This window comes from Streptococcus oralis (genome assembly GCF_003944215.1).
GTDB classification, from domain to species: domain Bacteria; phylum Bacillota; class Bacilli; order Lactobacillales; family Streptococcaceae; genus Streptococcus; species Streptococcus oralis_BI.
This window is the reverse complement of the sequence record NZ_RJVZ01000001.1, coordinates 1-23,631: the sequence shown is the minus strand read 5'-3', so window position 1 is coordinate 23,631 and position 23,631 is coordinate 1. Positions and strand designations below refer to the sequence as shown.

Annotated in this window: 19 protein-coding genes, 1 tRNA gene and 1 riboswitch; of the genes, 17 read left to right on the top strand and 3 right to left on the bottom strand. The window is 40.8% G+C overall.

Annotated elements, in window-relative coordinates:
* Positions 1–3 precede the first annotated feature (3 nt).
* The 8 genes from D8804_RS00105 to D8804_RS00070 all read left to right on the top strand — a co-directional run bounded on the left by D8804_RS00105 (position 4) and on the right by D8804_RS00070 (position 9,734).
* A complete protein-coding gene (locus D8804_RS00105) occupies positions 4–3,780 on the top strand; it encodes a phage tail family protein (protein ID WP_125398403.1) in 3,777 nt (1,258 codons plus the stop codon).
* Positions 3,777–4,496 (top strand): hypothetical protein, encoded by a 720-nt coding sequence (locus tag D8804_RS00100; RefSeq protein WP_125398402.1) that lies wholly within the window; start codon positions 3,777–3,779, stop codon positions 4,494–4,496. Before D8804_RS00105 ends, D8804_RS00100 begins: the two co-directional genes overlap by 4 nt.
* Positions 4,493–5,866: a phage tail protein gene (locus tag D8804_RS00095; RefSeq protein ID WP_125398401.1), complete on the top strand. Its 1,374-nt coding sequence runs from the start codon at positions 4,493–4,495 to the stop codon at positions 5,864–5,866. Before D8804_RS00100 ends, D8804_RS00095 begins: the two co-directional genes overlap by 4 nt.
* Entirely contained in the window at positions 5,866–7,578 is a 1,713-nt protein-coding gene (locus D8804_RS00090) for an SGNH/GDSL hydrolase family protein (protein ID WP_125398400.1), read from the top strand. Before D8804_RS00095 ends, D8804_RS00090 begins: the two co-directional genes overlap by 1 nt.
* Before the next feature lie 10 nt (positions 7,579–7,588).
* Entirely contained in the window at positions 7,589–7,891 is a 303-nt protein-coding gene (locus tag D8804_RS00085; protein WP_125398399.1) for a hypothetical protein, read from the top strand.
* A gap of 1 nt (position 7,892) precedes the next feature.
* Positions 7,893–8,225, top strand: a complete 333-nt coding sequence (locus D8804_RS00080; RefSeq protein ID WP_125398398.1) for a phage holin — start codon at positions 7,893–7,895, stop codon at positions 8,223–8,225.
* Positions 8,203–9,234 carry a GH25 family lysozyme gene (locus D8804_RS00075; RefSeq protein ID WP_472725582.1) on the top strand — a complete coding sequence of 344 codons (1,032 nt, stop codon included), beginning with the start codon at positions 8,203–8,205 and terminating at the stop codon, positions 9,232–9,234. The genes D8804_RS00080 and D8804_RS00075 overlap by 23 nt, the downstream gene beginning before the upstream one ends.
* Positions 9,235–9,488: 254 nt before the next feature.
* A complete protein-coding gene (locus D8804_RS00070) occupies positions 9,489–9,734 on the top strand; it encodes a DUF7720 family protein (protein ID WP_125398396.1) in 246 nt (81 codons plus the stop codon).
* Positions 9,735–9,858: 124 nt separating this feature from the next.
* Here the strand turns inward: D8804_RS00070 and D8804_RS00065 are convergent.
* Positions 9,859–9,929, bottom strand: a tRNA-Cys gene (locus tag D8804_RS00065).
* Between the two features lie 304 nt (positions 9,930–10,233).
* Between D8804_RS00065 and D8804_RS00060 the strand changes: the two genes are divergently transcribed.
* The 5 genes from D8804_RS00060 (at position 10,234) to D8804_RS00040 (ending at position 16,718) form a co-directional block, all read left to right on the top strand.
* Positions 10,234–12,213, top strand: coding sequence for a peptide ABC transporter substrate-binding protein (locus D8804_RS00060; protein ID WP_000749717.1), 1,980 nt, complete (start codon positions 10,234–10,236; stop codon positions 12,211–12,213).
* A gap of 66 nt (positions 12,214–12,279) precedes the next feature.
* Complete coding sequence (locus D8804_RS00055; protein ID WP_000759920.1) at positions 12,280–13,776, top strand: ABC transporter permease; 1,497 nt, start codon at positions 12,280–12,282, stop codon at positions 13,774–13,776.
* Complete coding sequence (oppC, locus tag D8804_RS00050; RefSeq protein ID WP_125398395.1) at positions 13,776–14,702, top strand: oligopeptide ABC transporter permease OppC; 927 nt, start codon at positions 13,776–13,778, stop codon at positions 14,700–14,702. Before D8804_RS00055 ends, oppC begins: the two co-directional genes overlap by 1 nt.
* Before the next feature lie 8 nt (positions 14,703–14,710).
* A complete protein-coding gene (locus D8804_RS00045; RefSeq protein ID WP_125398394.1) occupies positions 14,711–15,778 on the top strand; it encodes an ABC transporter ATP-binding protein in 1,068 nt (355 codons plus the stop codon).
* A gap of 10 nt (positions 15,779–15,788) precedes the next feature.
* Positions 15,789–16,718 (top strand): ATP-binding cassette domain-containing protein, encoded by a 930-nt coding sequence (locus D8804_RS00040; RefSeq protein ID WP_001291315.1) that lies wholly within the window; start codon positions 15,789–15,791, stop codon positions 16,716–16,718.
* 89 nt (positions 16,719–16,807) lie between these two features.
* Here the strand turns inward: D8804_RS00040 and D8804_RS00035 are convergent, their stop codons facing one another.
* The gene (locus tag D8804_RS00035; RefSeq protein ID WP_125398393.1) at positions 16,808–18,247 is read right to left on the bottom strand and encodes a TrkH family potassium uptake protein; all 1,440 of its coding nucleotides are present in this window, start codon (positions 18,245–18,247) and stop codon (positions 16,808–16,810) included.
* A 3-nt stretch (positions 18,248–18,250) separates the two neighbouring features.
* Positions 18,251–19,600: a Trk system potassium transporter TrkA gene (gene trkA / locus D8804_RS00030; protein WP_000706816.1), complete on the bottom strand. Its 1,350-nt coding sequence runs from the start codon at positions 19,598–19,600 to the stop codon at positions 18,251–18,253.
* Positions 19,601–20,000: 400 nt separating this feature from the next.
* Between trkA and D8804_RS00020 the strand changes: the two genes are divergently transcribed.
* The 4 genes from D8804_RS00020 (at position 20,001) to pheS (ending at position 23,437) form a co-directional block, all read left to right on the top strand.
* On the top strand, positions 20,001–20,504 hold the full coding sequence (locus D8804_RS00020) for a tRNA (cytidine(34)-2'-O)-methyltransferase (RefSeq protein ID WP_125398392.1): 504 nt from the start codon (positions 20,001–20,003) through the stop codon (positions 20,502–20,504).
* Between the two features lie 40 nt (positions 20,505–20,544).
* Positions 20,545–20,762: riboswitch (FMN riboswitch) on the top strand.
* Positions 20,763–20,915: 153 nt separating this feature from the next.
* A complete protein-coding gene (locus D8804_RS00015) occupies positions 20,916–21,479 on the top strand; it encodes an ECF transporter S component (protein ID WP_125398391.1) in 564 nt (187 codons plus the stop codon).
* A complete protein-coding gene (locus D8804_RS00010; RefSeq protein WP_125398390.1) occupies positions 21,469–22,119 on the top strand; it encodes a phosphatase PAP2 family protein in 651 nt (216 codons plus the stop codon). The genes D8804_RS00015 and D8804_RS00010 overlap by 11 nt, the downstream gene beginning before the upstream one ends.
* A 271-nt stretch (positions 22,120–22,390) precedes the next feature.
* Entirely contained in the window at positions 22,391–23,437 is a 1,047-nt protein-coding gene (gene pheS, locus D8804_RS00005) for a phenylalanine--tRNA ligase subunit alpha (RefSeq protein ID WP_125398389.1), read from the top strand.
* Positions 23,438–23,631 lie beyond the last annotated feature (194 nt).

Genomic DNA, 23,631 nt, shown 5'->3' with positions numbered 1-23,631 from the left:
AAGATGGCAGATGGAAAGGTCGTCATCCAGGTAGACATGGATGGTAATAAAGCTCAATCGGGAGTGGCACGTCTAAAAGGGATGGTTGGCGGACTGACAGAAAGCGGTGCACAATTAGGTTCAGTCTTTAAGTCAGTTTTAGGAGCTAACATTGTCAGTGGTGCGCTGATTTCTGGGATTCAATCCCTTGGCAGTGCTATCAAGGGTGTATTTGCTACAGCTCTAGATGAGGGCGCCAAACTCCAACAATCATTTGGTGGCGTTGATACGCTATATACGACTGCAGCTGAGTCTGTAAAGCAATATGCGAACGCTGCAGCCTCAGCTGGTATCTCTGCTAATACCTACGCAGAGCAAGCTGTTTCTTTCGGTGCCAGCTTGAAGCAAGCGCTCGGTGGTGATGCTGTGAAGGCTGCACAAATGGCAGACAAGGCTATCATGGCCATGGCTGATAACTCAGCCAAGATGGGTACAGATATTGGTTCAATCCAGCAAACGTTCCAAGGCTTCGCTAAACAGAACTATACCATGCTAGATAACTTGAAACTTGGATATGGCGGTACCAAAGAAGAAATGCAACGACTTCTTAAAGACGCCAGCAAATTAGAAAAAGCAATGGGCAAGAAGTTTGATATCAACAACTTTGCGGATATCGTAGAAGCCATCGACCTAGTTCAACAAGAGTTGGGAGTCGCAGGAGTCGCAGCACAAGAAGCGCAGACTACATTCAGTGGTTCGTTTGCGGCAATGAAGGCTTCGGCATCCAACTTCTTGGCGAATTTGACGCTCGGAGAAGATATTGGACCGTCTTTAAAAGCGCTTATTTCTAGCACCTCAACGTTCCTTTTAGGCAATTTCTTGCCTATGGTTGGAAATATTATGAGACAACTTCCTCAAGCTATCGATACAGCCTTGGCAGAAGCTGGGCCAAGGATTGAACAAGGGTTCAAATCGTTGTTTGCTTCGCTCGGAGTTGACGAGGGTGTTTTTGACGTCATCAAGGACACTTTTCGAGATGTTGTTGTGACAATCCAGTCGCTCTTTGAAGAACTGACAAGCGAATCCAATGGGTTTGGTAATGTTATTCAAGGGGTTGGAAATGTCATTCAAACAGTTAACGTCAACATCCAGAATATGGCTATGGCCTTTCAGTTTGCACTAGAAGCCTTCTCTGAAACAGGAGCAATCAAGAACGCCTATCAAGCATTTAAAGATTTGACGGATGCAGCTTTAGATCTTGCTATTAAGTTAGGCGATGCTATTCCTTGGGATATCGTAGGCGCAGCCGCTGGGCACGTCGTGAACGCTATTTCAATGATTGTGAGCTGGATTTCAAAATTAACTCAATCAATTAGTGCAGATGTCTGGAGAGGATTGATTGCAGGGATTGGAGGAGCTCTAGTCGCTTTCAAGGCATTTAATTTCTTGAAGAGCTTTAATCCGTTTGGTTTATTTGCTAAAGGTGCTAAAGAAGGGGCGGACGAAGTTGTAAAAGGTGCAACGAGCTCGAAAAGCGCAATCGCTCAAATCTTCAAATCAATCTCAACTCTAATCAAAACAACAGGAACAGCAATCAAAACGGCTGCGACAGGGATTGGCGAAGGCATCAAAATTGCTCTTTCTGGTTTAGCGCCAGTCATTCGAGCATTTGGCTTAGCTTTAAGAACGGCCGGAGTTGGGAATATCCTTGCTCTTGGTGGAGCGATTGGTATTGCAGCAGTCGGAATCGGTGCCGGAGTGGCTATTATTGCTGCAGGCTTAAGTCTCATTGCCAGCCAAGGTGAAGGAGTGGCTACAATCATTAACGCAGTTGGGCAGGCATTTGCTACTGTTGCTACTGCAATCATCAGCACATTTGCCCAGGCTATCGTTACAGTTTCAGGAGTTCTGCCAACAGTAACAAGTGCTCTTGCTCAGCTCTCTCCTCTTGTTGTTGCATTCGGAGAGGCAATGGGTGCAGCAGCTCCGTTTATCACAGCTTTAGGCGAAGCCATTTCAGGAATTGCAACGGCAGTGACTCCAATCGTCGAGATTATAAGTGATGCGTTCGTTTCAGTAGCTCAAATTATAGCTGACGCTATCGTTCAAATTGTTGAAGCGATTGCTCCATTTGCTCCAGCCATAACTGAAATGGTAGTTGCGATAGCTCCGTCAATTGCTGATATCGTTTCATCATTTAGTAGCATGTTCTCTCAGATTAGCCCTATCATTGATAGCTTGTCTAATCTCTTGAAAACATTTGGAGAACAAGTGAGCTCTATCTTGAAAAGTGCTGGTAGTGTAGTGGAGTCTTTTGGTTCTGCTATTCGTAATGTACTTGATGGTGTAGCTGGAATCTTTGACAGCATCGGTAATGCTGCTTTAAACGCAGGCCTTGGAGTCAAATACATGGCCGAAGGAATTGCGATGCTCACTGAGCTAGGATTACTAGACTTGGCTGGAACATTAGCGACAGTAGCAACAGGATTGACAGCTATTGCCAATTCTGGCATTGCTTCAGCAGGCCCAGGGTTGCAACAAGCAGGCCAAGGAATGCAATTGATTGCGATATTCTCGCAATTAGCATCAATGTCGATGCAAACTTTACCAATAGCATTCACTCAACTGTCTGAAAGTTTGACAAACCTACCTACGCAATTAAGCACCGCCGGAAGTTCTTTACAGACTTTTGCTACAAATTCGCAAATTTTAGCATCTAGTTTAATTGTCATCAGCTCGGCTTTATTAGCTACTAACGTTGGATTTGAGGTATTCAACGCTCAAGTTTCACAGGCTAATTCGGCTCTACAGGCTCTTGGAACGATTACTGCTGTTGTAGTAAGTCATATCAGTTCATTTGGCTCTAGTATCTCTACATCGATGTCTGGTTCAACTATAGCAATTCGAGACGCTGGAACTCAAATGATGACTTCAATGCAAGAATCTATCAATCAAATGCGGACTGTTGTTAATAATGGTATGACTTCGATAGTTTCATCTATTCAATCTAACGGAGCTTTGATGGTTTCTTCTTGGAGATCTGTTGGTCAGCAGATGATTACGACCACTCAAAGTTTCGTGAACAGCGCTAACAGCTACTTAAGAAATATCGCGTCAGAAGTTGACTTGTATTCAAACGGTTCAGCTCTTATGGCTGGTCTGAAATCTGGTATTGACTCAGGTTGGTCTCAGATTACTTCTAGTGTCTCGAATATGGCTAAATGGATTAAAGACCATAAAGGGCCTGTTTCGTATGACAGAAGATTGCTTATCGAGAATGGTGCAGCTCTTATGACTGGTTTGAATCGAGGTATTCAGGCTGGTTGGAGAAATGTCATGGATAACATTTCAAGCATGGCAGGTACTATTCAGGACGTAATCAACGACGATTACTCCAACATTGGCTGGCAGATTGGCCTAGGCATTTCAGACGGTCTTAATTCGTCAATGGATAAGGTCACAGGACATTTGGATGCTATTCGTGATCATGTTAATGATTTTAGCTTGAAATCGAAGAATCTTTTGACTGGTGCTACTGCTACCATGTCAAGTCAATTGAAGGTTGAGACATTGAGAGGTAAGACGCCAAACGATGAAACATCTAGCAGAAAAGAAGCCTATATCGCTCATTCAGCAAGTCTATTGTCAGATGTGATTGATAGCTTATCCGAATTGAGAGAGCAAGTAGCACAAGGCCAGACAATGGTCTTGGATACAGGGGCGCTTATTGGTGGTACAGCTTATGCTTATGATGAAGCAGTAGGAAACATTCAGACATTGAGAGGACGGCATCGATTATGATTACTCAAATTAAGGAATATATCCAATTCGGTGATTTTAATAGCAAAGATGCCGGTTGGTATCTTCAAAGCAGGGATGCTCCCACTCCTGATAAGAAGGAGATTGTGGAGCAAATCCCTTATTTACAAGGTGTTTTAGACTTCTCTGATGTACTTGGAGAGGTCTTCTTTGATAGGCGAGAAATCACATACGAGTTCAAACTTCCAAATAAAGATTATCCGGACAGAAAATTGGCTGAACGATTTATCAAATCCAGCATGGCTACGAAATCAGATAGTCAGCTATTTGATACTCACGACAGGCGGTATTATTGGCTTGGAAAGGTCAAGAACATTAAGGTGACAGATGTTCCTTTGAAGAAGCATTTGATTGCTACAATCGTCTTCATTTGCTATCCATTTGCATTTCACGTTGATAATTACTTCGACGATGTTTGGGATACATTTGATTTCGAGAATGATTTCTCGAATTGGACTAAATGGCAGATTAATGGCCAAAATGAAATCTTCTTCATCAATGGGGGAGATACATCTGTTAGTCCAACAGTGATTTGTAGCAACGATATCAGTCTTATCGACAAGAAAGGCAAAATATACAAGTTTAAGAAGGGTGAAAATACAGATTTCGTCTTATCTATGAAACCAGGTATGAACCGTTTTACTGCAAAAGGAAACGGTTCGATATCATTAAGATTTAATGCAGAGGTGATGGCATGAAGAATGGTGGATTTGAAGTATATTTTTGGAACTCTTTTCGAGAAATGTTATCGGATACCGATTTTACCAAAAAGAAGGTCGTTCACAGTCCGTATTCTCGTAAAGGCAACAAAATCCTTTCAGGATCTATCAAGCAAGCGCAGAATGCAATTAATGAGTTCACTTTTGTTATTCCGATGCAAAATGATTTGTATCAAAAACTCATCCCCTTTCAATCGATTGTCCAGGTCGTGAATTTATATGACGAGGAAGTCGAATTCGAGGGTAGGGTTTTGAGCATTTCAAATAAGATGACGAGTACAGGATTTGTTCAAGAGGTTGTTTGTGAAGATTTCCTATCCTTTTTGCATGACAGTACACAACATTTCCAAAAGTTGAAAAACACTGGTGCTGAAGCATACTTGAGAGAAATCTTGAATCAGCATAATGCACAAGTAGAAGATTACAAGCGAATTTATCTTGGTTCTGTTACTGTTCAGAGTATGACAGATAAGCCTTTTCGGTATCTTGGATATGAACCTACTTGGGATACGATTCGAGAGCGTATCATAGCTAATATTGGAGGCTATCTGACTTTGAGAAGGGCGAGTGATGGATTGTATCTAGATTGGACGACGTCTATCGGACAAAATCAAGAATCACCTATCCAATTAGGACGAAACATTAAGTCGGCATCTCGTGAAGTTTCATTTGACGGCATTGCTACTCAAATAATGCCGATCGGAGCAGATGAGAAGAACTCAGACGGTTCTTCTTCAAGTGATAAAGAAGAGCAAGGATCTGATGTAACAAGAAAGCAGATTGACATCTCGTCAGTTAACGGTGGCAAGATGTGGCTTGAAGATGCTGAACTTGTAGCAAAGTTTGGCATTATTCGAAAGCCTGTTATCTGGACAGAGATTGATAGTCCGTCCGTCTTAAAAAGTAGAGGACTACAGTACCTAAGAAATCAAAAAATCGCTCTTGCAAAGTGGACGGTTGCAGCAGTCGAGAGATATCTGATTGACTCTAGATATGTGAAATTTAAAATCGGCAATACCCATCCAATTTTGAACGCTCCGCTTTCAGGAGTTGAAACTTTGCAAATTATTGAGAAAAAGATTGATATCCTAAATCCTCAGAGCGTCGATTTGGTTATAGGTTCTAAATCTCAATCACTTTCTGCATATCAGCTACAATCACAAGAAGCGGTTGAATCAATTGAGAGAGTGAAAGCGAACCAATCTAAAGAGCGAAAGAGAGAAAAAATCTTAGCTCTAACAAGTGAATTGACACGATTGAGAAATGAGCATAAGCCTGAAAATGCTGATAAAATCAGGATTTTAGAAAATGAAATCAGAAAACTAAAAAATGAATTAGGAGAACCTTAATGGCAACAGAAGAAGTAACAGGAAGACTGAATTTTTATGACGATATCACCCCTTTGCCAAAAACGGACAACATCAATATTTTGATTGACGGAGTTCGAAGAAAGACTCGAGGCGCAGATGTTCGAGAATCGATTGCGAAAGCGCTTGAAGTTACCTATCAAGACGCTACGAAAGAAGGCAATGCCAATATGGAAGTTGCTAAAGCAAGGGGAGGGGCGAATACTCTTGAAGATCGTTTACGAGAAATGGATGGAGCAGTTGCTATCTATTCAAAAGAGTTGGAAGCGACTGGCAAGCGACTTGATGGAATTGTGGCCAATGCAGGAAACGGAAGTGTCCCATCTGAACTGATTGATATGCGCATAGGGGCCGATGGACGCGTTCACAGTACAGCAGGTGCAGCTATGCGTGAACAATTCAAATCTGCATTGACTGGCGATAAACAAATTACGACTGCATCAGATCTTGTAGCACCGTATAACGACCTTAATACGTTGAAACCAAATACGATTTTGACCTATGCACATTACGGAGAAGTCGCCAACAAGCCTGACCCAAGCTATTCCGGTGGAGCAACTGTTCAAACAATGAATTACACAGCAGGTACGAATTTGGGTGCGACTCAAATTTTAACTCAATCAAATGGTGTGATGTATAATCGCATTTTTTGGAGAACGAACGGGACAAATAAATGGTCCGAATGGTTTAAGATTAGTAGAGATGGTCAAGTTATGACTGGAGAGAGACAAATTGTATCTCCTAGCGATCTTGTGCCACCATATAACGATCTTAATACGCTTAAGTCAAACACAATCTTAACCTATGCTCATTACGGAAATGTCGCTAACAAGCCCGACCCAAGCTATTTCGGTGGGGCAACTATTCAAACAATTAGTTATGCCTCAAGTGTATTTCCTGGTACATTTCAGATTTTAATCCAAAAAGATGGCACAATGTACACCCGCATTTATTGGCGTATTTTTGGTAGTGACAAGTGGACGCCGTGGCAAAAAAGTTTGAGTGAAAAAGATTTTCCAAAAAACATTGATACAGACCCATTTCAACCTTCTATTTCGCTTTTTGAAAAAATTGGCGTAATTGGCGATAGTTATTCATCCGGTGAAATCTATCCGGAAGGTAGAGGAATTGATAAATACAATTTGTCATGGGGGCAGATTTTGGCAAGAAAGAATGGTGTTACTTGTGCAAATTTCAGCAAAGGTGGGTTGACCACAAGAAGCTGGCTTACAGATGAAATGGGTTTGTCCAAACTAAAAAATTCCGAACCCCAAAACCTTTATTATATCAGTTTAGGTATCAATGATAATATTAAGTTAGGACCATCTTATCTTGGAACAGAGGCAGATATCGACAGTGGTTCAGATACGTTCTATGGGAATTACTCAAAAATTATCAGAACGATTCAATCGAAGGCACCCTATTCTAAAATCATTTTGATTGATTCTGCATGGACAAATAGTGATACAGACCCATTCTTTGTAGCAATAAAAACAATTGCTAGTCGATTTAATCTTCCTCTTATCAAGCATAGAGATGATCCGTTTTTGGCATCTTCAAAATTCAAGCAAGAATTAATGGTTCAAGGGCATCCAGTAGCTATCAGTTACGCCGCTATGGCTAATTCATTTGAAAGATTGACAGTGAAAGCAATACGAGACTATATTGCTTATTTTAAAGATTATAGAGGGTAGGTGAAATGGTTTGTTAATAACTGAAGAAGCAGAAAGAATCGCTCAAAGCCAGGTAGCTTGGGCGATTTTGTTTATCTTGCTTTTCTTTATCATCATTCGATATCTTATCAAGACATCGGACAAGCGAGAGAAGAAGATTATGGATCTGCACGAGCAATCAAAAGCCGACTCTAACAGACGAGAAGAGCGTTTGATGACTCACCTAGAAAAGACCACTACAGAATTAACCACAATCACTCACACGGTCGGAGACATTCAAAAAGAAATGGTACGCATGAACGACCGCATGGAAGAAATCGAAAAAGGAGAATAACATGCAACAAATTACTGAAATCATTATTAATGGAGCAATCAGCATCCTTGTTATTTTGTCTGGTATCGCAGTCAAAGCGGTCAAAGACTACCTTGTCAAAAAAGGCGGAGAAAAGACCATCAAAATCGTTGAAATCTTGGCCAAAAATGCAGTAAATGCCGTGGAGCAGGTAGCTGCTGAAACTGGATATAAAGGCGAAGAAAAGTTGGAGCAAGCTCGTGATAAAGTCAGAGCTGAGCTTAGCAAATATAACATTAGTATGACTAATAAGGATCTCGACACATTCGTCGAGTCAGCGGTCAAGCAAATGAATGATGCATGGAAAGGAAAATAAACAAGTGAAAAAAAACGACTTATTCATCGACGTATCTAGCCACAATGGCTACGACATTTCAGGGATTTTGGAAGAAATGGGTACACAGAATACCATTATCAAAGTTTCTGAAAGTACAAATTATCTAAATCCTTGCTTGTCTGCTCAAGTGGAGCAATCCAATCCTGTTGGATTCTATCATTTTGCTTGGTTTGGTGGTGACATTGAAGAAGCTGAGCGAGAGGCACGCTACTTCCTTGATAATGTACCTCAAAAAGTAAAATACTTGTGTCTTGACTACGAAGATCACGCTAGCGGAGATAAACAGGCAAATACAGATGCTTGTATTCGCTTCATGGAAATCCTCAAAGAAAATGGCTACGAGCCAATCTATTACAGCTACAAGCCATTCACGCTCAATAATATCTATTATGAGCAGATTCTTGCGAAATTCCCAAACAGCCTTTGGATTGCCGGGTATGGTTTAAACGATGGGTTAGCTAACTTTGAATATTTTCCATCAATGGACGGTATCCGCTGGTGGCAATACTCTTCAAATCCGTACGACAAGAACATTGTTTTACTAGATGATGAAGAAGCTAAGCCGAAATGGAAGAGAAATGATACTGGTTGGTGGTATGAATACCCTGACGGATCTTACCCAAAAGACAAATGGGAAAAGATTGATGGCATCTGGTACTACTTCAACGAGAGAGGTTATTCAATAGCTTCTCGCTGGTTGAAGGATGATAGTAAGTGGTATTATCTCAAAGAAAATGGCGCAATGGCCATTGGTTGGGTGCTTGTGAATGGTAAATGGTACTATCTTGATGCTTCAGGAGCNATGGTNACTGGCTGGGTTCAATACAAGGACAAACTATACCATCTCAAAGAAGAGAANGGCGAAATGTCTTCAAAAGAACTTGTCAAAGTCGAAGGAGGCTGGTACTANGTCAACGAAGATGGCAGCCGNTCAGACAAACCAGCANTTNANGTATTACCTGATGGACTAATTGTTACCACTAAATAATTTTTAAAAAATAGAAAGGACAATTTCTAAAATATTGTTCGAATTGTTTTAACCGCAGGCAAAAGCTTGCGGGCCTTTTTGTTTGCTCTGAAAATTGACTTGTTGACATCAACAATTAGCTTTATAAAGTGCTTGGTTGCCAATTTTGTTGATGTAAACAAAATCGTTCTGAAAGTACTGTCTGAATTAAAAAAAGTAATGATTTTTTCATTACTTTTTTTATTTTTTTACGAATAGATAAGTAGGAGGAAAACATGAACATTATAAATATTGAACTCGCGAGCATAGAGCAGACTGATTTAGGTTTTGAGCATTGGGTAAATGTGACTTACACTGTCCCAATTTTGAAAAACGAATACACGGTCAAGCTGTTATTATTCATGGAATGCAAGATAGAGGACCAGGTGGTTATCGAGTATCTGGTATCGACTTGGAAGTATCGGGATCTTGTGCTGCACTCTGTAAGGATGTACGAGATGGAACGAAGTGATCGCACATAATGCCTTGCCCCAAACTCGCCCCAAAAGTTTTTCGAAGTTATCCGTATTTATCTGAAGAAAAATAAAAAAAGCCCGATTTTACGGGCTTTTCATTCGGTTAATTCCTGTTAATTCAGGTACTGAAAGGCGGTAGACGGATTTGAACCGACGATCAAGCTTTTGCAGAGCCGTGCCTTACCACTTGGCTATACCGCCTCAACGTTTAATATTATACCTTGAAAATGATTCTACGTCAATAGTTTCTTAATCGAAAATCCAATTTAGAAGATTGCCCTTTCTGATTGGATGGAAAAATGGGGAGAGAAAATCTGAAAATCAGGCTTTATAGAGCCTTAACTTCCCTTTTGATTCTATAGATAGCAAACAAAGAATAGAAAAATTTGATAAATGAAAGTTTTTTGTGGTTACACGCCTAAATATTCTGAAAATTCGTTTACTTTTTGAGAAATCTATGGTATAATTGGCAATAAGCCTAAATTTTTTAAGAGGAGTTACATACATGAAAAAAAGTAGAGTATTTGTTACAGCAGGGATTGCTTTGCTGGCAACTGGCGTTCTCGCTGCTTGTGGTTCTTCAAAATCATCTGATTCAACAGCTCCAAAATCCTATGGTTATGTTTATTCAGCTGACCCAGAAACATTGGATTACCTCATTTCAGGGAAACAAAGTACCAAAATTGCCACTTCAAATGGTATCGATGGTCTCTTTACAAATGATAAATATGGGAATTTGACTCCTGCAGTTGCAGAAGACTGGTCAGTCTCAAAAGATGGGTTGACTTATACCTACAAGATTCGTAAAGGTGTCAAATGGATGACATCAGATGGCGAAGAGTATGCTGAAGTGACAGCGAAAGACTTCGTAAATGGCTTGAAACACGCAGCTGATAACAAGTCTGAAGCACTTTATCTAGCAGAAGATTCAGTTAAAGGTCTAGCTGACTATAAAGCTGGAAACAATAAAGACTTTTCTTCAGTAGGTGTAAAGGCAGTTGATGATTATACTCTTGAGTATACTTTGAACAAACCTGAACCATACTGGAACTCTAAGATGGCTTATTCAATCTTCTGGCCATTGAACGAAGAATTTGAAAAATCAAAAGGATCTGACTTTGCTAAAGCGACTGACCCTACATCATTGCTTTACAATGGACCATTCTTGCTGAAAGGTTTGACTGCTAAGTCTTCTATCGAGTTCGCTAAAAATGAACAATACTGGGATAAAGACAATGTTCATCTTGATAAAGTAACACTTGCTTACTATGATGGTTCAGACCAAGAGTCTATTGAACGTAACTTTACAAGTGGAGCTTATAGCTATGCCCGTCTTTACCCAACAAGTTCAAACTACTCTAAAGTAGAAGAAACCTACAAGGAAAATATCTTCTACACCCCATCAGGACCTGGTATTGGTGGTTTGGGTGTGAATATTGACCGTCAAGGTTACAAATACACTTCTAAGACAACTGATGAAGAGAAGACTTCTACTAAGAAGGCCCTTCTTAACAAAGACTTCCGTCAGGCCTTGAACTTTGCCTTTGACCGTACTTCTTACTCAGCACAAATCAATGGTAAAGAAGGTGCTCCTCGTGCCGTTCGTAACCTCTTTGTAAAACCTGACTTCGTCTCTGCTGGTGAAAAAACTTTCGGTGACTTGGTAACTGAAAAGATGGCTGCTTACGGTGATGAGTGGAAGAATGTAAACTTTGCAGATGGTCAAGATGGACTTTTCAACGCCGATAAAGCCAAAGCCGAATTTGCCAAAGCCAAAACAGCATTGGAAGCAGAAGGTGTGAAATTCCCTATCCACTTGGATATCCCAGTAGACCAAACTGCTAAAAACTATATCGCACGTATCCAATCCTTCAAACAATCCGTTGAAACAGTGCTTGGTGAAGGCAATGTAGTCATCGATATCCAACAAGTTTCTAAAGATGAGTTTACTAATATTACCTACTATGCGGCGAATGCAGCAGCAGAAGACTGGGATCTCTCAGGTGGCGTTGGATGGAACCCAGACTATGAAGATCCATCAACTTACCTTGATATCTTGAAAACAACGAATGCTGAACAAACAAAAACATACATGGGTTACGAAGGTGCAGATAATGCTGCAGCAGCTCAAGTTGGTTTGAAAGAATACGATAAGCTAGTTGATGAAGCTGCTAAAGAAACAAGCGACTTGAATGTTCGTTATGAAAAATACGCGGCTGCTCAAGCTTGGTTGACAGATAGCTCACTCATCTTGCCAGCTATGTCATCAACTGGTGCTGCACCATTCATTTCTCGTGTTGTGCCATTCACAGCATCATACAGTCAATCTGGAGATAAGGGCTCAGACGTATACTTCAAGTATATTCAGTTACAAGATAAGGTTGTAACAAAAGCTGACTATGAACAAGCTCGTGAAAAATGGCTCAAAGAGAAAAAAGAATCAAACGAAAAAGTTCAAAAAGAATTGGCTAATCACGTTAAATAAATAACTCTCAAGAGAACTTTCTCTCCATGAGGAGAAGGTTCTTTTGGGATTTTAAAAGGAAACGATATGAAGAAATATATTTTTATGCGTGTATTGCGTTCATTGGTGTCTATCTTCTTGGTGACAACCTTGACCTACACGATTATCTATACGATGGTTCCTCGAAAACTGATTTTCAAGCAGGATACCAACTATAACAAGATTGCAACGACGCCAGATAAACGGGATAACTATGAAAATACCGTTTATGAGCGGATGGGCTATATCGAGTACTACGATACCAAGGAGTTGCAAGAAAAAGCGAGCACAATGGACTCATCTGTAACAGTAGATGCCAATGATACTAATAAGGCAATCTACGAAAAATACATCAACCAACTAGGGAATGGTTGGACACTCGGTGTATTCTCAGAAAGTGGTCAATTCTATGCTACGCGTGAAATTCCAATTTTTGAACGTGTTTTCAAATTCTACTCGAATTTGCTCGACATTGATCATACAAACAAGATTCAAGACCCTGAAAATCCAAACTTGGAACGCTATCTTCGTTTTGAAAATGACCCTGCTATCGGTTGGTCATTGGTTGGTTCAGGTACAAAACATAAATATCTTTTGTATTTCAATAATCAATTCCCATTTGTACACCAAAACTTTGTGAACATTAACTTGGGAGACTCTTACCCAACTTATGCAAACACACCAGTGCTTCAAGTTATCACACAGGGTCAGGGACAAACCAAGACATCAGAAGTTCAATTCCCTACGGGTAAAAAGACTTCCTCTGTAGATATTTACTCTCGTACCTACAAGTCACCAAGTCAAGCAGATGCGCGTGAGGTAGCTAACTATGGTAAAGACGATCCATATACAGCTACAGAAAGCAATTATCAATATCCATCAATGATTGCAAGCTCGGCTGTTGCTGGTTTGATCGGTTTGATTATTTCTTATGCTATCGCAATTCCTCTTGGATCTGCTATGGCTCGCCACAAGAATACTTGGATTGATAGTTTCTCTACAGGGACTTTGACTTTCTTGCTTGCTCTTCCAACGATTGCCTTAGTGTATATTGTTCGTTTGATTGGTTCATCAATTGGCTTCCCGGATTCATTCCCTATCTTGGGGGCTGGAGATTGGCGGTCCTATGTTTTGCCAGCAGTTATTCTTGGCTTGCTTGGTGCCCCTGGTCTTGCTATTTGGATTCGTCGTTATATGATTGACTTGCAATCTCAAGATTTCGTTCGATTTGCTCGTGCAAAAGGACTGTCTGAAAAAGAAATTTCAAACAAACACATCTTTAAAAATGCCATGGTTCCTTTGGTTTCAGGAATTCCAGGTTCGATCCTTGGTGTTATTGGTGGAGCAACTCTGACAGAAACCGTCTTCGCCTTCCCAGGTATGGGTAAAATGTTAATTGACTCTGTAAAAGCATCAAATAATAACATGGTGGTTGGTCTTGTCTTCATTTTCACATGTTTGTCAATCTTCTCATACTTTATTGGTGATATTTGGATGACAATTATTGACCCACGTATTAAATTGACAGAGAAAGGAGGCAAATAATGTCAACAATTGATAAAGAAAAATTTCAGTTCGTAAAACGTGACGATTTTGCCTCTGAAACAATTGATGCTCCTGCCTATTCTTACTGGGGTTCTGTATTTAGACAATTTCTAAAGAAAAAATCAACAGTCCTTATGTTGGGGATTTTGGTAGCCATTATCCTGATGAGCTTTATTTACCCAATGTTCTCAAAGTTTGACTTTAATGATGTAAGTAAGGTTAATGATTTTTCTGCTCGTTTCATAAAACCAAATGCTGAACATTGGTTTGGTACAGATAGCAATGGTAAATCCTTGTTTGATGGGGTTTGGTTTGGTGCGCGTAATTCAATTCTCATCTCTGTAATTGCCACTTTTATCAACCTTGTGATTGGGGTTATTGTTGGTGGAATTTGGGGAATTTCAAAATCTGTTGACCGCGTTATGATGGAAGTCTATAACGTTATCAATAATATTCCTTCGCTTTTGATTGTTATCGTTTTGACGTACTCAATCGGAGCAGGTTTCTGGAATTTGATTTTTGCCATGAGTGTGACGACTTGGATTGGGATTGCCTATATGATTCGTATCCAAATCATGCGTTACCGTGACTTGGAATACAACCTTGCTTCTCAAACACTTGGAACACCAACCTTTAAAATCATTGTTAAAAACATCATGCCACAATTGGTATCTGTTATCGTTACAACAATGACTCAAATGCTTCCAGCCTTTATTTCTTATGAAGCCTTCCTTTCCTTCTTTGGATTGGGATTACCTGTAACAGTGCCAAGTTTGGGACGTTTGATCTCAGATTACTCACAAAACGTTACGACCAACGCTTACTTGTTCTGGATTCCGTTGACAACCTTGATCTTGGTTTCCCTATCTCTTTTCGTTGTTGGTCAAAACCTAGCGGACGCTAGTGATCCACGTACACATAGATAGGAGTAGACATGACAAAAGAAAATAATGTAATTTTGACTGCTCGCGATATTGTCGTGGAATTTGACGTTCGTGACAAAGTTCTGACGGCTATCCGAGGAGTTTCTCTGGATCTGATTGAGGGAGAAGTTCTTGCCTTGGTAGGTGAGTCCGGTTCTGGTAAATCTGTCTTAACAAAAACCTTTACAGGGATGTTAGAAGACAACGGACGTATTGCCCAAGGAAGTATCGACTATCGTGGACAAGACTTGACAGCATTGACTTCTAATAAGGAATGGGAAGAGATTCGTGGTGCTAAAATTGCGACCATCTTCCAAGATCCAATGACAAGCTTGGACCCAATTAACACAATCGGTAGCCAAATCACAGAAGTTATCGTTAAACACCAAGGGAAAACAGCTAAGGAAGCCAAAGAGATGGCAATCGACTATATGAACAAGGTCGGAATTCCAGACGCTGAAAAACGTTTTGACGAGTATCCTTTCCAATATTCTGGAGGGATGCGCCAACGTATCGTTATTGCGATTGCCCTTGCGTGTCGTCCAGATATTTTGATCTGTGACGAGCCAACAACGGCCCTTGACGTAACTATTCAAGCGCAAATCATTGATTTGCTTAAAACCTTGCAAAATGAGTACCACTTTACCATTATCTTTATCACCCATGACCTTGGTGTGGTAGCAAGTATTGCGGATAAGGTAGCGGTTATGTATGCTGGGGAAATTGTAGAATACGGTACTGTTGAGGAAGTCTTCTACGACCCACGTCATCCATACACTTGGAGTCTCTTGTCTAGCTTGCCTCAGCTTGCTGATGATAAAGGGGAATTGTACTCTATCCCAGGAACACCACCGTCTCTTTATACTGAGTTGAAAGGTGATGCCTTTGCCCTTCGTTCAGATTATGCGATGCAAATTGATTTTGAAGAGAAGTCACCTAAGTTTTCAGTCACTGATACCCACTGGGCTAAGACTTGGTTGCTTCATGAGAATGCTCCTAAAGTTGAAAAACCTGGAGTCATTGCAGACTTGCATGACAAGATTCGCGATAAAATGGGCTTTGCTCATCTAGAAGACTAGGAGGAAGGAAATGTCTGAAAAATTAGTAGAAATTAAAGATTTAGAAATTTCCTTCGGTGAAGGAAGTAAGAAGTTTGTGGCGGTTAAAAACGCCAACTTCTTTATCAACAAGGGAGAAACTTTCTCTCTTGTAGGTGAGTCTGGTAGTGGGAAAACAACGATTGGTCGTGCCATTATTGGTCTAAATAATACCAGTAAAGGTGAAATCATCTTTGATGGTCAGAAGATCAATGGGAAAAAATCTCATAAGGAATCAGCAGACTTAATCCGTCGTATCCAGATGATTTTCCAGGACCCTGCAGCAAGCTTGAATGAGCGTGCGACAGTTGACTATATCATCTCTGAAGGTCTTTACAACTACCACTTGTTTAAAGATGAAGAAGATCGAAAAGAAAAAGTTCAAAAGATGATTCATGAAGTTGGACTTTTGAAAGAACACTTGACCCGTTATCCACACGAGTTTTCTGGTGGTCAACGTCAGCGTATCGGGATTGCCCGTGCCCTTGTGATGGAACCTGATTTCGTTATTGCGGATGAGCCAATTTCAGCCTTGGACGTATCAGTGCGTGCGCAAGTCTTGAACTTGCTCAAGAAGTTCCAAAAAGAGTTGGGCTTGACCTATCTCTTTATCGCGCATGACTTGTCAGTTGTTCGCTTTATCTCAGATCGTATCGCGGTTATCTATAAGGGAGTTATCGTCGAAGTGGCGGAGACAGAGGAATTGTTTAACAATCCTGTCCACCCATATACTCAAGCACTTCTATCTGCTGTACCGATTCCAGATCCAATATTGGAACGCAAGAAGGTCTTGAAAGTTTACGATCCTGACCAACATGACTATGAGACAGATAAGCCATCTATGGTAGAAATTCGTCCAGGTCACTATGTTTGGGCTAACCAAGCGGAAGTTGCTCGATACAAAGAAGCTCTTAAAAAATAAACAGACTAGGAGAGGACCGAAAGGTCTTCTCATTTTTAATAGAAAAATTCCCCTTTTACTATCTTGTAAAAGGGGAATTGTAATTATAATTAACGTTTAGACCAAGTTCGTTTCATAAAGAGTAGCAAAATTGGGTATATCTCTAAACGACCTGCAATCATTGCAAAGGAGAGCAGGATTTTAGAGATGGGACTAAAGATGGCAAAACTAGAGGTTGTACCTAGAATAGGTCCGATATTGTTAAAACAGCTGAAGACCGCACTGGTCACGACTAGAAAATCATTGCTATCAAGACTGACGATAAAGATGAGAGAGAGTATAATCATCACGTAGATGGCAAAATATTTAAGAATCTTGTGCTGGGTATCCTTATCAATCACGGTTTTATTGACATGCAGAGTCAAGACACGGTGAGGGGATAAGATGGACAAAATCTGATTTTTGGCAATTTTTGTGAGGATGAGTCCACGGATAATTTTGAGACCACCAGCAGTTGAACCAGCTGAGCCACCGATTCCCATGAGGAAGAGGAGGATAAACTGGGAGAAGAGGGGCCAGTTGGTAATATCTCCGTAACCAAATCCAGTTGTCGTGATGATATTGGAAACCTGGAAGAGAGCCATCTCAAAACTCTTAGAGACACCTTGATAGAGGTGGAGTGTATTAAGAGTAATCAAGCCGGTAGAAACTAGGACAATGATTATATATGCTCGTAGTTCTTCATCTCCAAAGAAGGCCTTGACCCGACGGAGCATGAGGTAGTAGTAGAGATTAAAGTTAACCCCAAAAACCAGAACTCCGATACTAACTAGATAGGTGATGAGTGAGCTACCATAGTGGGCAATTCCATCGTTGTAGACGGTGAACCCTCCTGTACCAGCTGTTCCCATAGCGATGACAAAACTATCATAGAGAGGCATGCCTGCTAGGTAGTAGATAACCACAAAAAGGGAGAAGAGAGCCAGATAAAGCAGATAGAGAATCTGGGCAGTGTTTTTTAGCTTGGATACGACCTTACCAAAGACAGGTCCAGGAACCTCAGCCTTCATCACCTCCAAGTGGCTATTCTTGGCATTGTCCATAATGGCAAGTGCAAAGACGAGTACCCCCATCCCTCCGATCAAGTGGGTGAAACTTCGCCAGAAGAGGAGGGAACGACTGAGAACGGAAACATCTGTTAGGATAGTAGCACCAGTCGTTGTAAAACCAGAACTGATTTCAAAGAAGGCATCGATGATGCTGGGGATTTGTCCTGAAAAGACAAAGGGTAAGCCACCAAAGAAAGACCAGAGAATCCAACAGAGGGCAACGATTAGGACACCCTCCTTGGCATAAATCCGTTGATTTTTTGGTTTTCGTAAGACTCCCAGCCCACCGAGAAGGACTAAAATTCCAATTGTTGTAAAGAGAGCTGTGAATACTTGACTGGATTCTTGATAATAGGTTGCTACGCTAACGGGCACTAGGAGTAGAACCGCCTCAATCAAGAGAAGTTTTGAGAGGAGGTAACGAATCATACTTTTATTCATTTTTTACCTCTCAATCAAATCATAAATCTTGGTGATGTTTGGCAGCAGGGTGATTATCAGTAACTGGTCTCCTACCTCAAGCATATCCTCTCCAGTCGGGAAGATTGTTTTTCCTTTTCGGATAATGGCTGCGATGAGAACCTCTTTCTTCAATTTTAACTGTGAAAGGGGTTTGGCAGTCATTTTATTAGCTTCCTTGATATGGAATTGTAGGGTTTCAATTTGACCATTTGCAAGGTGGTGCATAGCTTGAAGGTCTGAGTATTGGGCGTTAACCCGACCACGGATAAAGTGCATAATGGTATCCACTGCGATGATTTTGGGTGTGATGATACTTGAAAAATCAGGTGCATGGATAATTTCTAGGAGGCTGGTCCGGTTGACCTTGGTGATATTTTTCTGGACGCCAACACGGTCAAGAAACATAGAGGTGATGATGTTTTCCTCATCAACCCCAGTTAAGGTTGCGACTGCATCATAGCTAGGAGCACTTTCTTCTAGTAAGATATCCTTAGCGGTTCCATCTCCCTGAACAATATAGAGATTAGGGAATTTTTCACTAAAGAAACGAGCTCTTTCAGGATTAATTTCGATAACCTTGATATCAATGCGGCTGTCTTTTAAAATGCCAAGTAGATAATAAGCAATTTTTCCAGCTCCAACGATAAGCAAGCTTTTCACTGCACGTGATTTGAAATAGTTGTGGAAAAGCATCATATCTACACGATTTCCCGTAACAAAAATCCGATCCTTGTCCTGGATGGTAACATCACCACTTGGAATCATGAGTTGATGGTCTCTTTCCATAGCACAGACAATGATGTTGCCAAATTTTTTACGGAAGTCTGAGATTGGCATTTGACAGAGACCGCTAGAATCTTTGATAACAAACTCCATCAGGCTGACACGACCTCCAGCAAAACGCTCAACTGAGAGGGCATTAGGGAAATCGATGATATTTGAGATGGCACGGGCTGCTAAGAGTTCTGGGTTAACGATAAGTGAAAATCCAAGAATATTTTTCTCTTTAAAATAGGCATTAGAGTATTCAGGATTTCGCACTCGAACAATGGTTTCTTTAGCCCCCATTTTTTTAGCAAGTACCGCTGAAATCATATTCACTTCATCGTATTCAGTTAGAGCGATAAAGATATCACACTCTTGAACACCGGCTTGTTCTAAGATGGCAAAGTCAGCACCATTTCCAAGGAGTCCCATGATATCAAAGCGACTGACAATATGGTTAAGTACAGCTTCATTTTGCTCGATGAGGACAACGTCATGGTTTTCCGCTACTAGTGAACGACAGAGGGCAAAACCGACTTTCCCTCCACCAACAAGGACAATTTTCATATAAAAAACCTACTTTTTCATGATGTAACTATCATACCCTTTTTTAGCAAAAAATGCACTTGCCAAGCCAATTTTTGAAGGAAGAAAGGTCTTTTCCAAGTTTTTGAAGATAAACTTGCTTAACTTCTATGACAATGTCTCTGATTTGAAGTGATTTTACTCTCTTGCTAAGGCTATTTTGAAAGTGAATGTCTGAGTATGAAAATATAATAAAAAAAGTAAAAAAATCAAGTCGTTTCTATTGACATTGATTCTGAAAGTGTTATACTAAGAAAGTAGTTTCGCTGATTTACTTCAAACCTGTTGTGAGGTAAGTTAACGACGCCTTAACCACGCTGTTTGCTGAGCTTGACTCCGGGCAGTGTGGCTATTTTTTTGCAATGATAAAAGGAAGCCAATTATGACAAATCACATTGTTTTATTTGAACCTCAGATTCCACAAAATACAGGTAATATCGCGCGTACTTGCGCTGCGACCAATTCTCCCCTCCACATCATCAAACCGATGGGCTTTCCTATTGATGACCGCAAAATGAAGCGAGCAGGTTTAGATTATTGGGATAAGTTAGAGATTCATTTTTATGATAACTTGGCAGACTTTATGTCTCAGATGAAGGGAAAACTCTACTTGATTTCCAAATTTGCAGAAAAGGTTTATTCTGAGGCGAATTTGGCAAGCGATGAGGACCAGTATTTTCTCTTTGGACGTGAGGATAAGGGTTTGCCAGAGGAATTTATGCGAGAACATCCTGAGAAGGTTCTCCGTATTCCCATGAATGATGAACACGTCCGCAGTCTCAATGTGTCTAATACCGTCTGCATGATTGTCTATGAGGCTCTTCGTCAGCAGAACTTTGCAGGTCTTGAGCTTGTTCACACCTATGAAGCAGATAAATTGAAATAATCAAAATGCTTGCACTTGCAAGCGTTTTTTGTTATGATTAAAGGGTCTTCAGGGCTGGGTGTGATTCCCGACCGGCGGTGACTTTAACTAGCTATTTTGGCTTACTCTTCGTTATCTTGTCTCTATATACTCAAGTATTATCTTCGACTGCGACGCCTAGATTAATCCAAAATATCTTAGTTAAAGAAGTCCGCGAGCGCAAGCTGATGTGGTGCGATTCCACAACCGACAGTATAGTCTGGATGGGAGAAGACGAAAGAATAGCCTTGTCTGTTCTGATGAGTTTATAGATAAATTGCAACCGCTTGCTCAAAAGAGTGAGGGGGAACTTTTGGGATATAAAAAGTGAGAATAGATAGAGGGATCCTTTCCAACTTCTTCTGATTTTATAGAAAATTGGAGGAACCTGTTATGACAAACACACGTCGACTTTCGACCATTGCGATTTTATCAGCCATTTCATTTGTGCTGATGTACTTTGACTTTCCGCTATTGCCAGCGGCGACCTTCCTCAAGATCGAGTTTAGTATCTTACCAGTCCTTGTGGGCTTGGTAGTGATGGATTTGCCAGCTGCTCTAGGGATTCTCTTGCTTCGATCACTCTTGAAGTTGCTTCTGAATAGCCAGGGAGTGAATACTTACATTGGCTTGCCAATGAATATCGTAGCTTTGGGAGTTTTTGTTATCGCTTTTGGTTTGATTTGGAAAAAGGAACGTAGCCCCCTTCGTTTCCTACTAGCATCTCTAGCGGGAACTATAGGATTGACTTCAGCGATGTTGGTTCTCAACTATGTCTATGCTGTTCCTTTGTACGCGCAGTTTGCTAACTTTGATATTAGAGAAATTATAGGACTTTCCAACTACCTAATGACCATGGTATTACCTTTTAACTTGATTGAAGGTGTAATCTTTGCCGTTTCATTCTGGTTGTTATACGTCCTCTTGAAATCAACCTTAAAACATTATGAGAGATAAACAAACATTTTTAATGAAGGGCAGTTTTGCCCTTTTACTTTTCGTCCTTCTTGGTTATATGGTTAAGTTTTACCCTGAAACGCTGGTCGGTTTTGATCAACCGATTCAGACTGCCCTTCGTGGGGACTTGCCAGATTATTTGACAGTTCTGTTCCGTGCCCTTACGCATTTGATTGATATCCCAGTGATTATCACTTGGGTTGTCATTACAGCCTTTATCTTTTATCGTAAGCAGTGGAAGATAGAAAGCTACTTCATGGCGGGCAATCTAGCCTTAGCTGGTCTTTTAATCGTGACCTTTAAAAATATCTACCAGCGCCCGCGGCCAGCTATCTTACATCTAGTAGAGGAGAAGGGATTTTCCTTCCCAAGTGGTCATTCTCTGGCTGTAACTTTGATGGTAGGCACTCTGATTGTCATTCTCAGTCAACGGATTAAAGATCCGGTTTGGAGAAAAATCGTGCAAATCGTCCTTGGCTTCTACCTAGTCAGTGTGCTTCTATCTCGGGTCTATCTGGGAGTTCACTACCCATCAGATGTTCTTGCCAGTTTCTGTGTGGGTTTGGGAGTCTTGTTTATCGAATTTCCTTTCTATGACAAGCTTCGCTTCCAATGGCGATTTAAAGGCAAGCAGAAGTGAGATAGGTCTTGCAAGAATGGTAAAAATCTGATAAACTAAGTAGTAATTGAATAGGAATCCGCAAGACTAGTAACTCAAGGGAAGTATATCAGGGAGGAGAGCCGTGACTGCAAGCTCTCTATATGAAAGCTGGGTGAATTCACTTGCGCATGGATTTAGAAATGAAGGTCTGACTTGTCAGATGAAACGGATGGTACCGCGTGTCAACGCTCCGAGTGGAGTTTTTGGCATGTGGTTTTCTTTTTATCTACGAGCGACTGATGGAGGAATTATGTCAACTATTGAAGAACAATTAAAAGCGCTTCGCGAAGAAACGCTGGCTAGCTTGAAGCAGATTTCTGCTGAAAATGAAAAAGAGATGCAAGATTTGCGTGTCTCTGTTCTTGGTAAAAAAGGGTCGCTTACTGAAATCCTCAAAGGGATGAAAGATGTTTCTGCTGAGATGCGTCCAATCATTGGGAAACACGTCAATGAAGCTCGTGATGTCTTGACAGCAGCCTTTGAGGAAACAGCGAAACTCTTGGAAGAAAAGAAAGTCGCAGCTCAACTAGCAAGTGAGAGCCTCGATGTGACACTTCCAGGTCGTCCGGTAGCGACTGGTCACCGTCACGTTTTGACACAAACCAGTGAAGAAATCGAAGATATTTTCATCGGGATGGGGTATCAAGTTGTGGATGGTTTTGAAGTGGAGCAAGACTACTATAACTTTGAACGTATGAATCTTCCTAAAGACCATCCAGCTCGCGATATGCAGGACACTTTCTACATCACAGAAGAAATCTTGCTTCGTACTCACACATCTCCAGTTCAGGCGCGTGCTATGGATGCCCATGATTTCTCTAAAGGTCCTTTGAAGATGATCTCACCAGGGCGTGTCTTCCGTCGTGATACGGATGATGCAACCCACAGTCACCAATTCCACCAAATTGAGGGCTTGGTTGTCGGGAAGAACATCTCCATGGCAGATCTTCAAGGAACGCTTCAGTTGATTGTGCAAAAGATGTTCGGTGAAGAGCGTCAGATCCGTCTGCGTCCATCTTACTTCCCCTTCACAGAGCCATCTGTTGAGGTGGATGTTTCCTGCTTCAAGTGTGGTGGAGAAGGCTGTAACGTATGTAAGAAAACGGGTTGGATCGAAATTATGGGTGCTGGGATGGTTCACCCACGCGTTCTTGAAATGAGTGGTATCGATGCGACTGTTTATTCTGGATTTGCCTTTGGTCTTGGGCAAGAGCGTGTAGCTATGCTCCGTTATGGTATCAACGATATCCGTGGCTTCTACCAAGGAGATATCCGCTTCTCAGAACAGTTTAAATAAGATTGAAACGCGAGGATATTTTATGATTTCGGAACAAAACTATAACAAACTTTTAGAGAAGTTTGGTGATATATCTTCATTTGCGATTTATAAAGAATCTAAAAATAATGATAAAGCAACATCTGAAAATATATCCTATGAAGAAGCTATTGAAAATCATCAAAAAGACTACATAAATCCTTCTAATATAATAC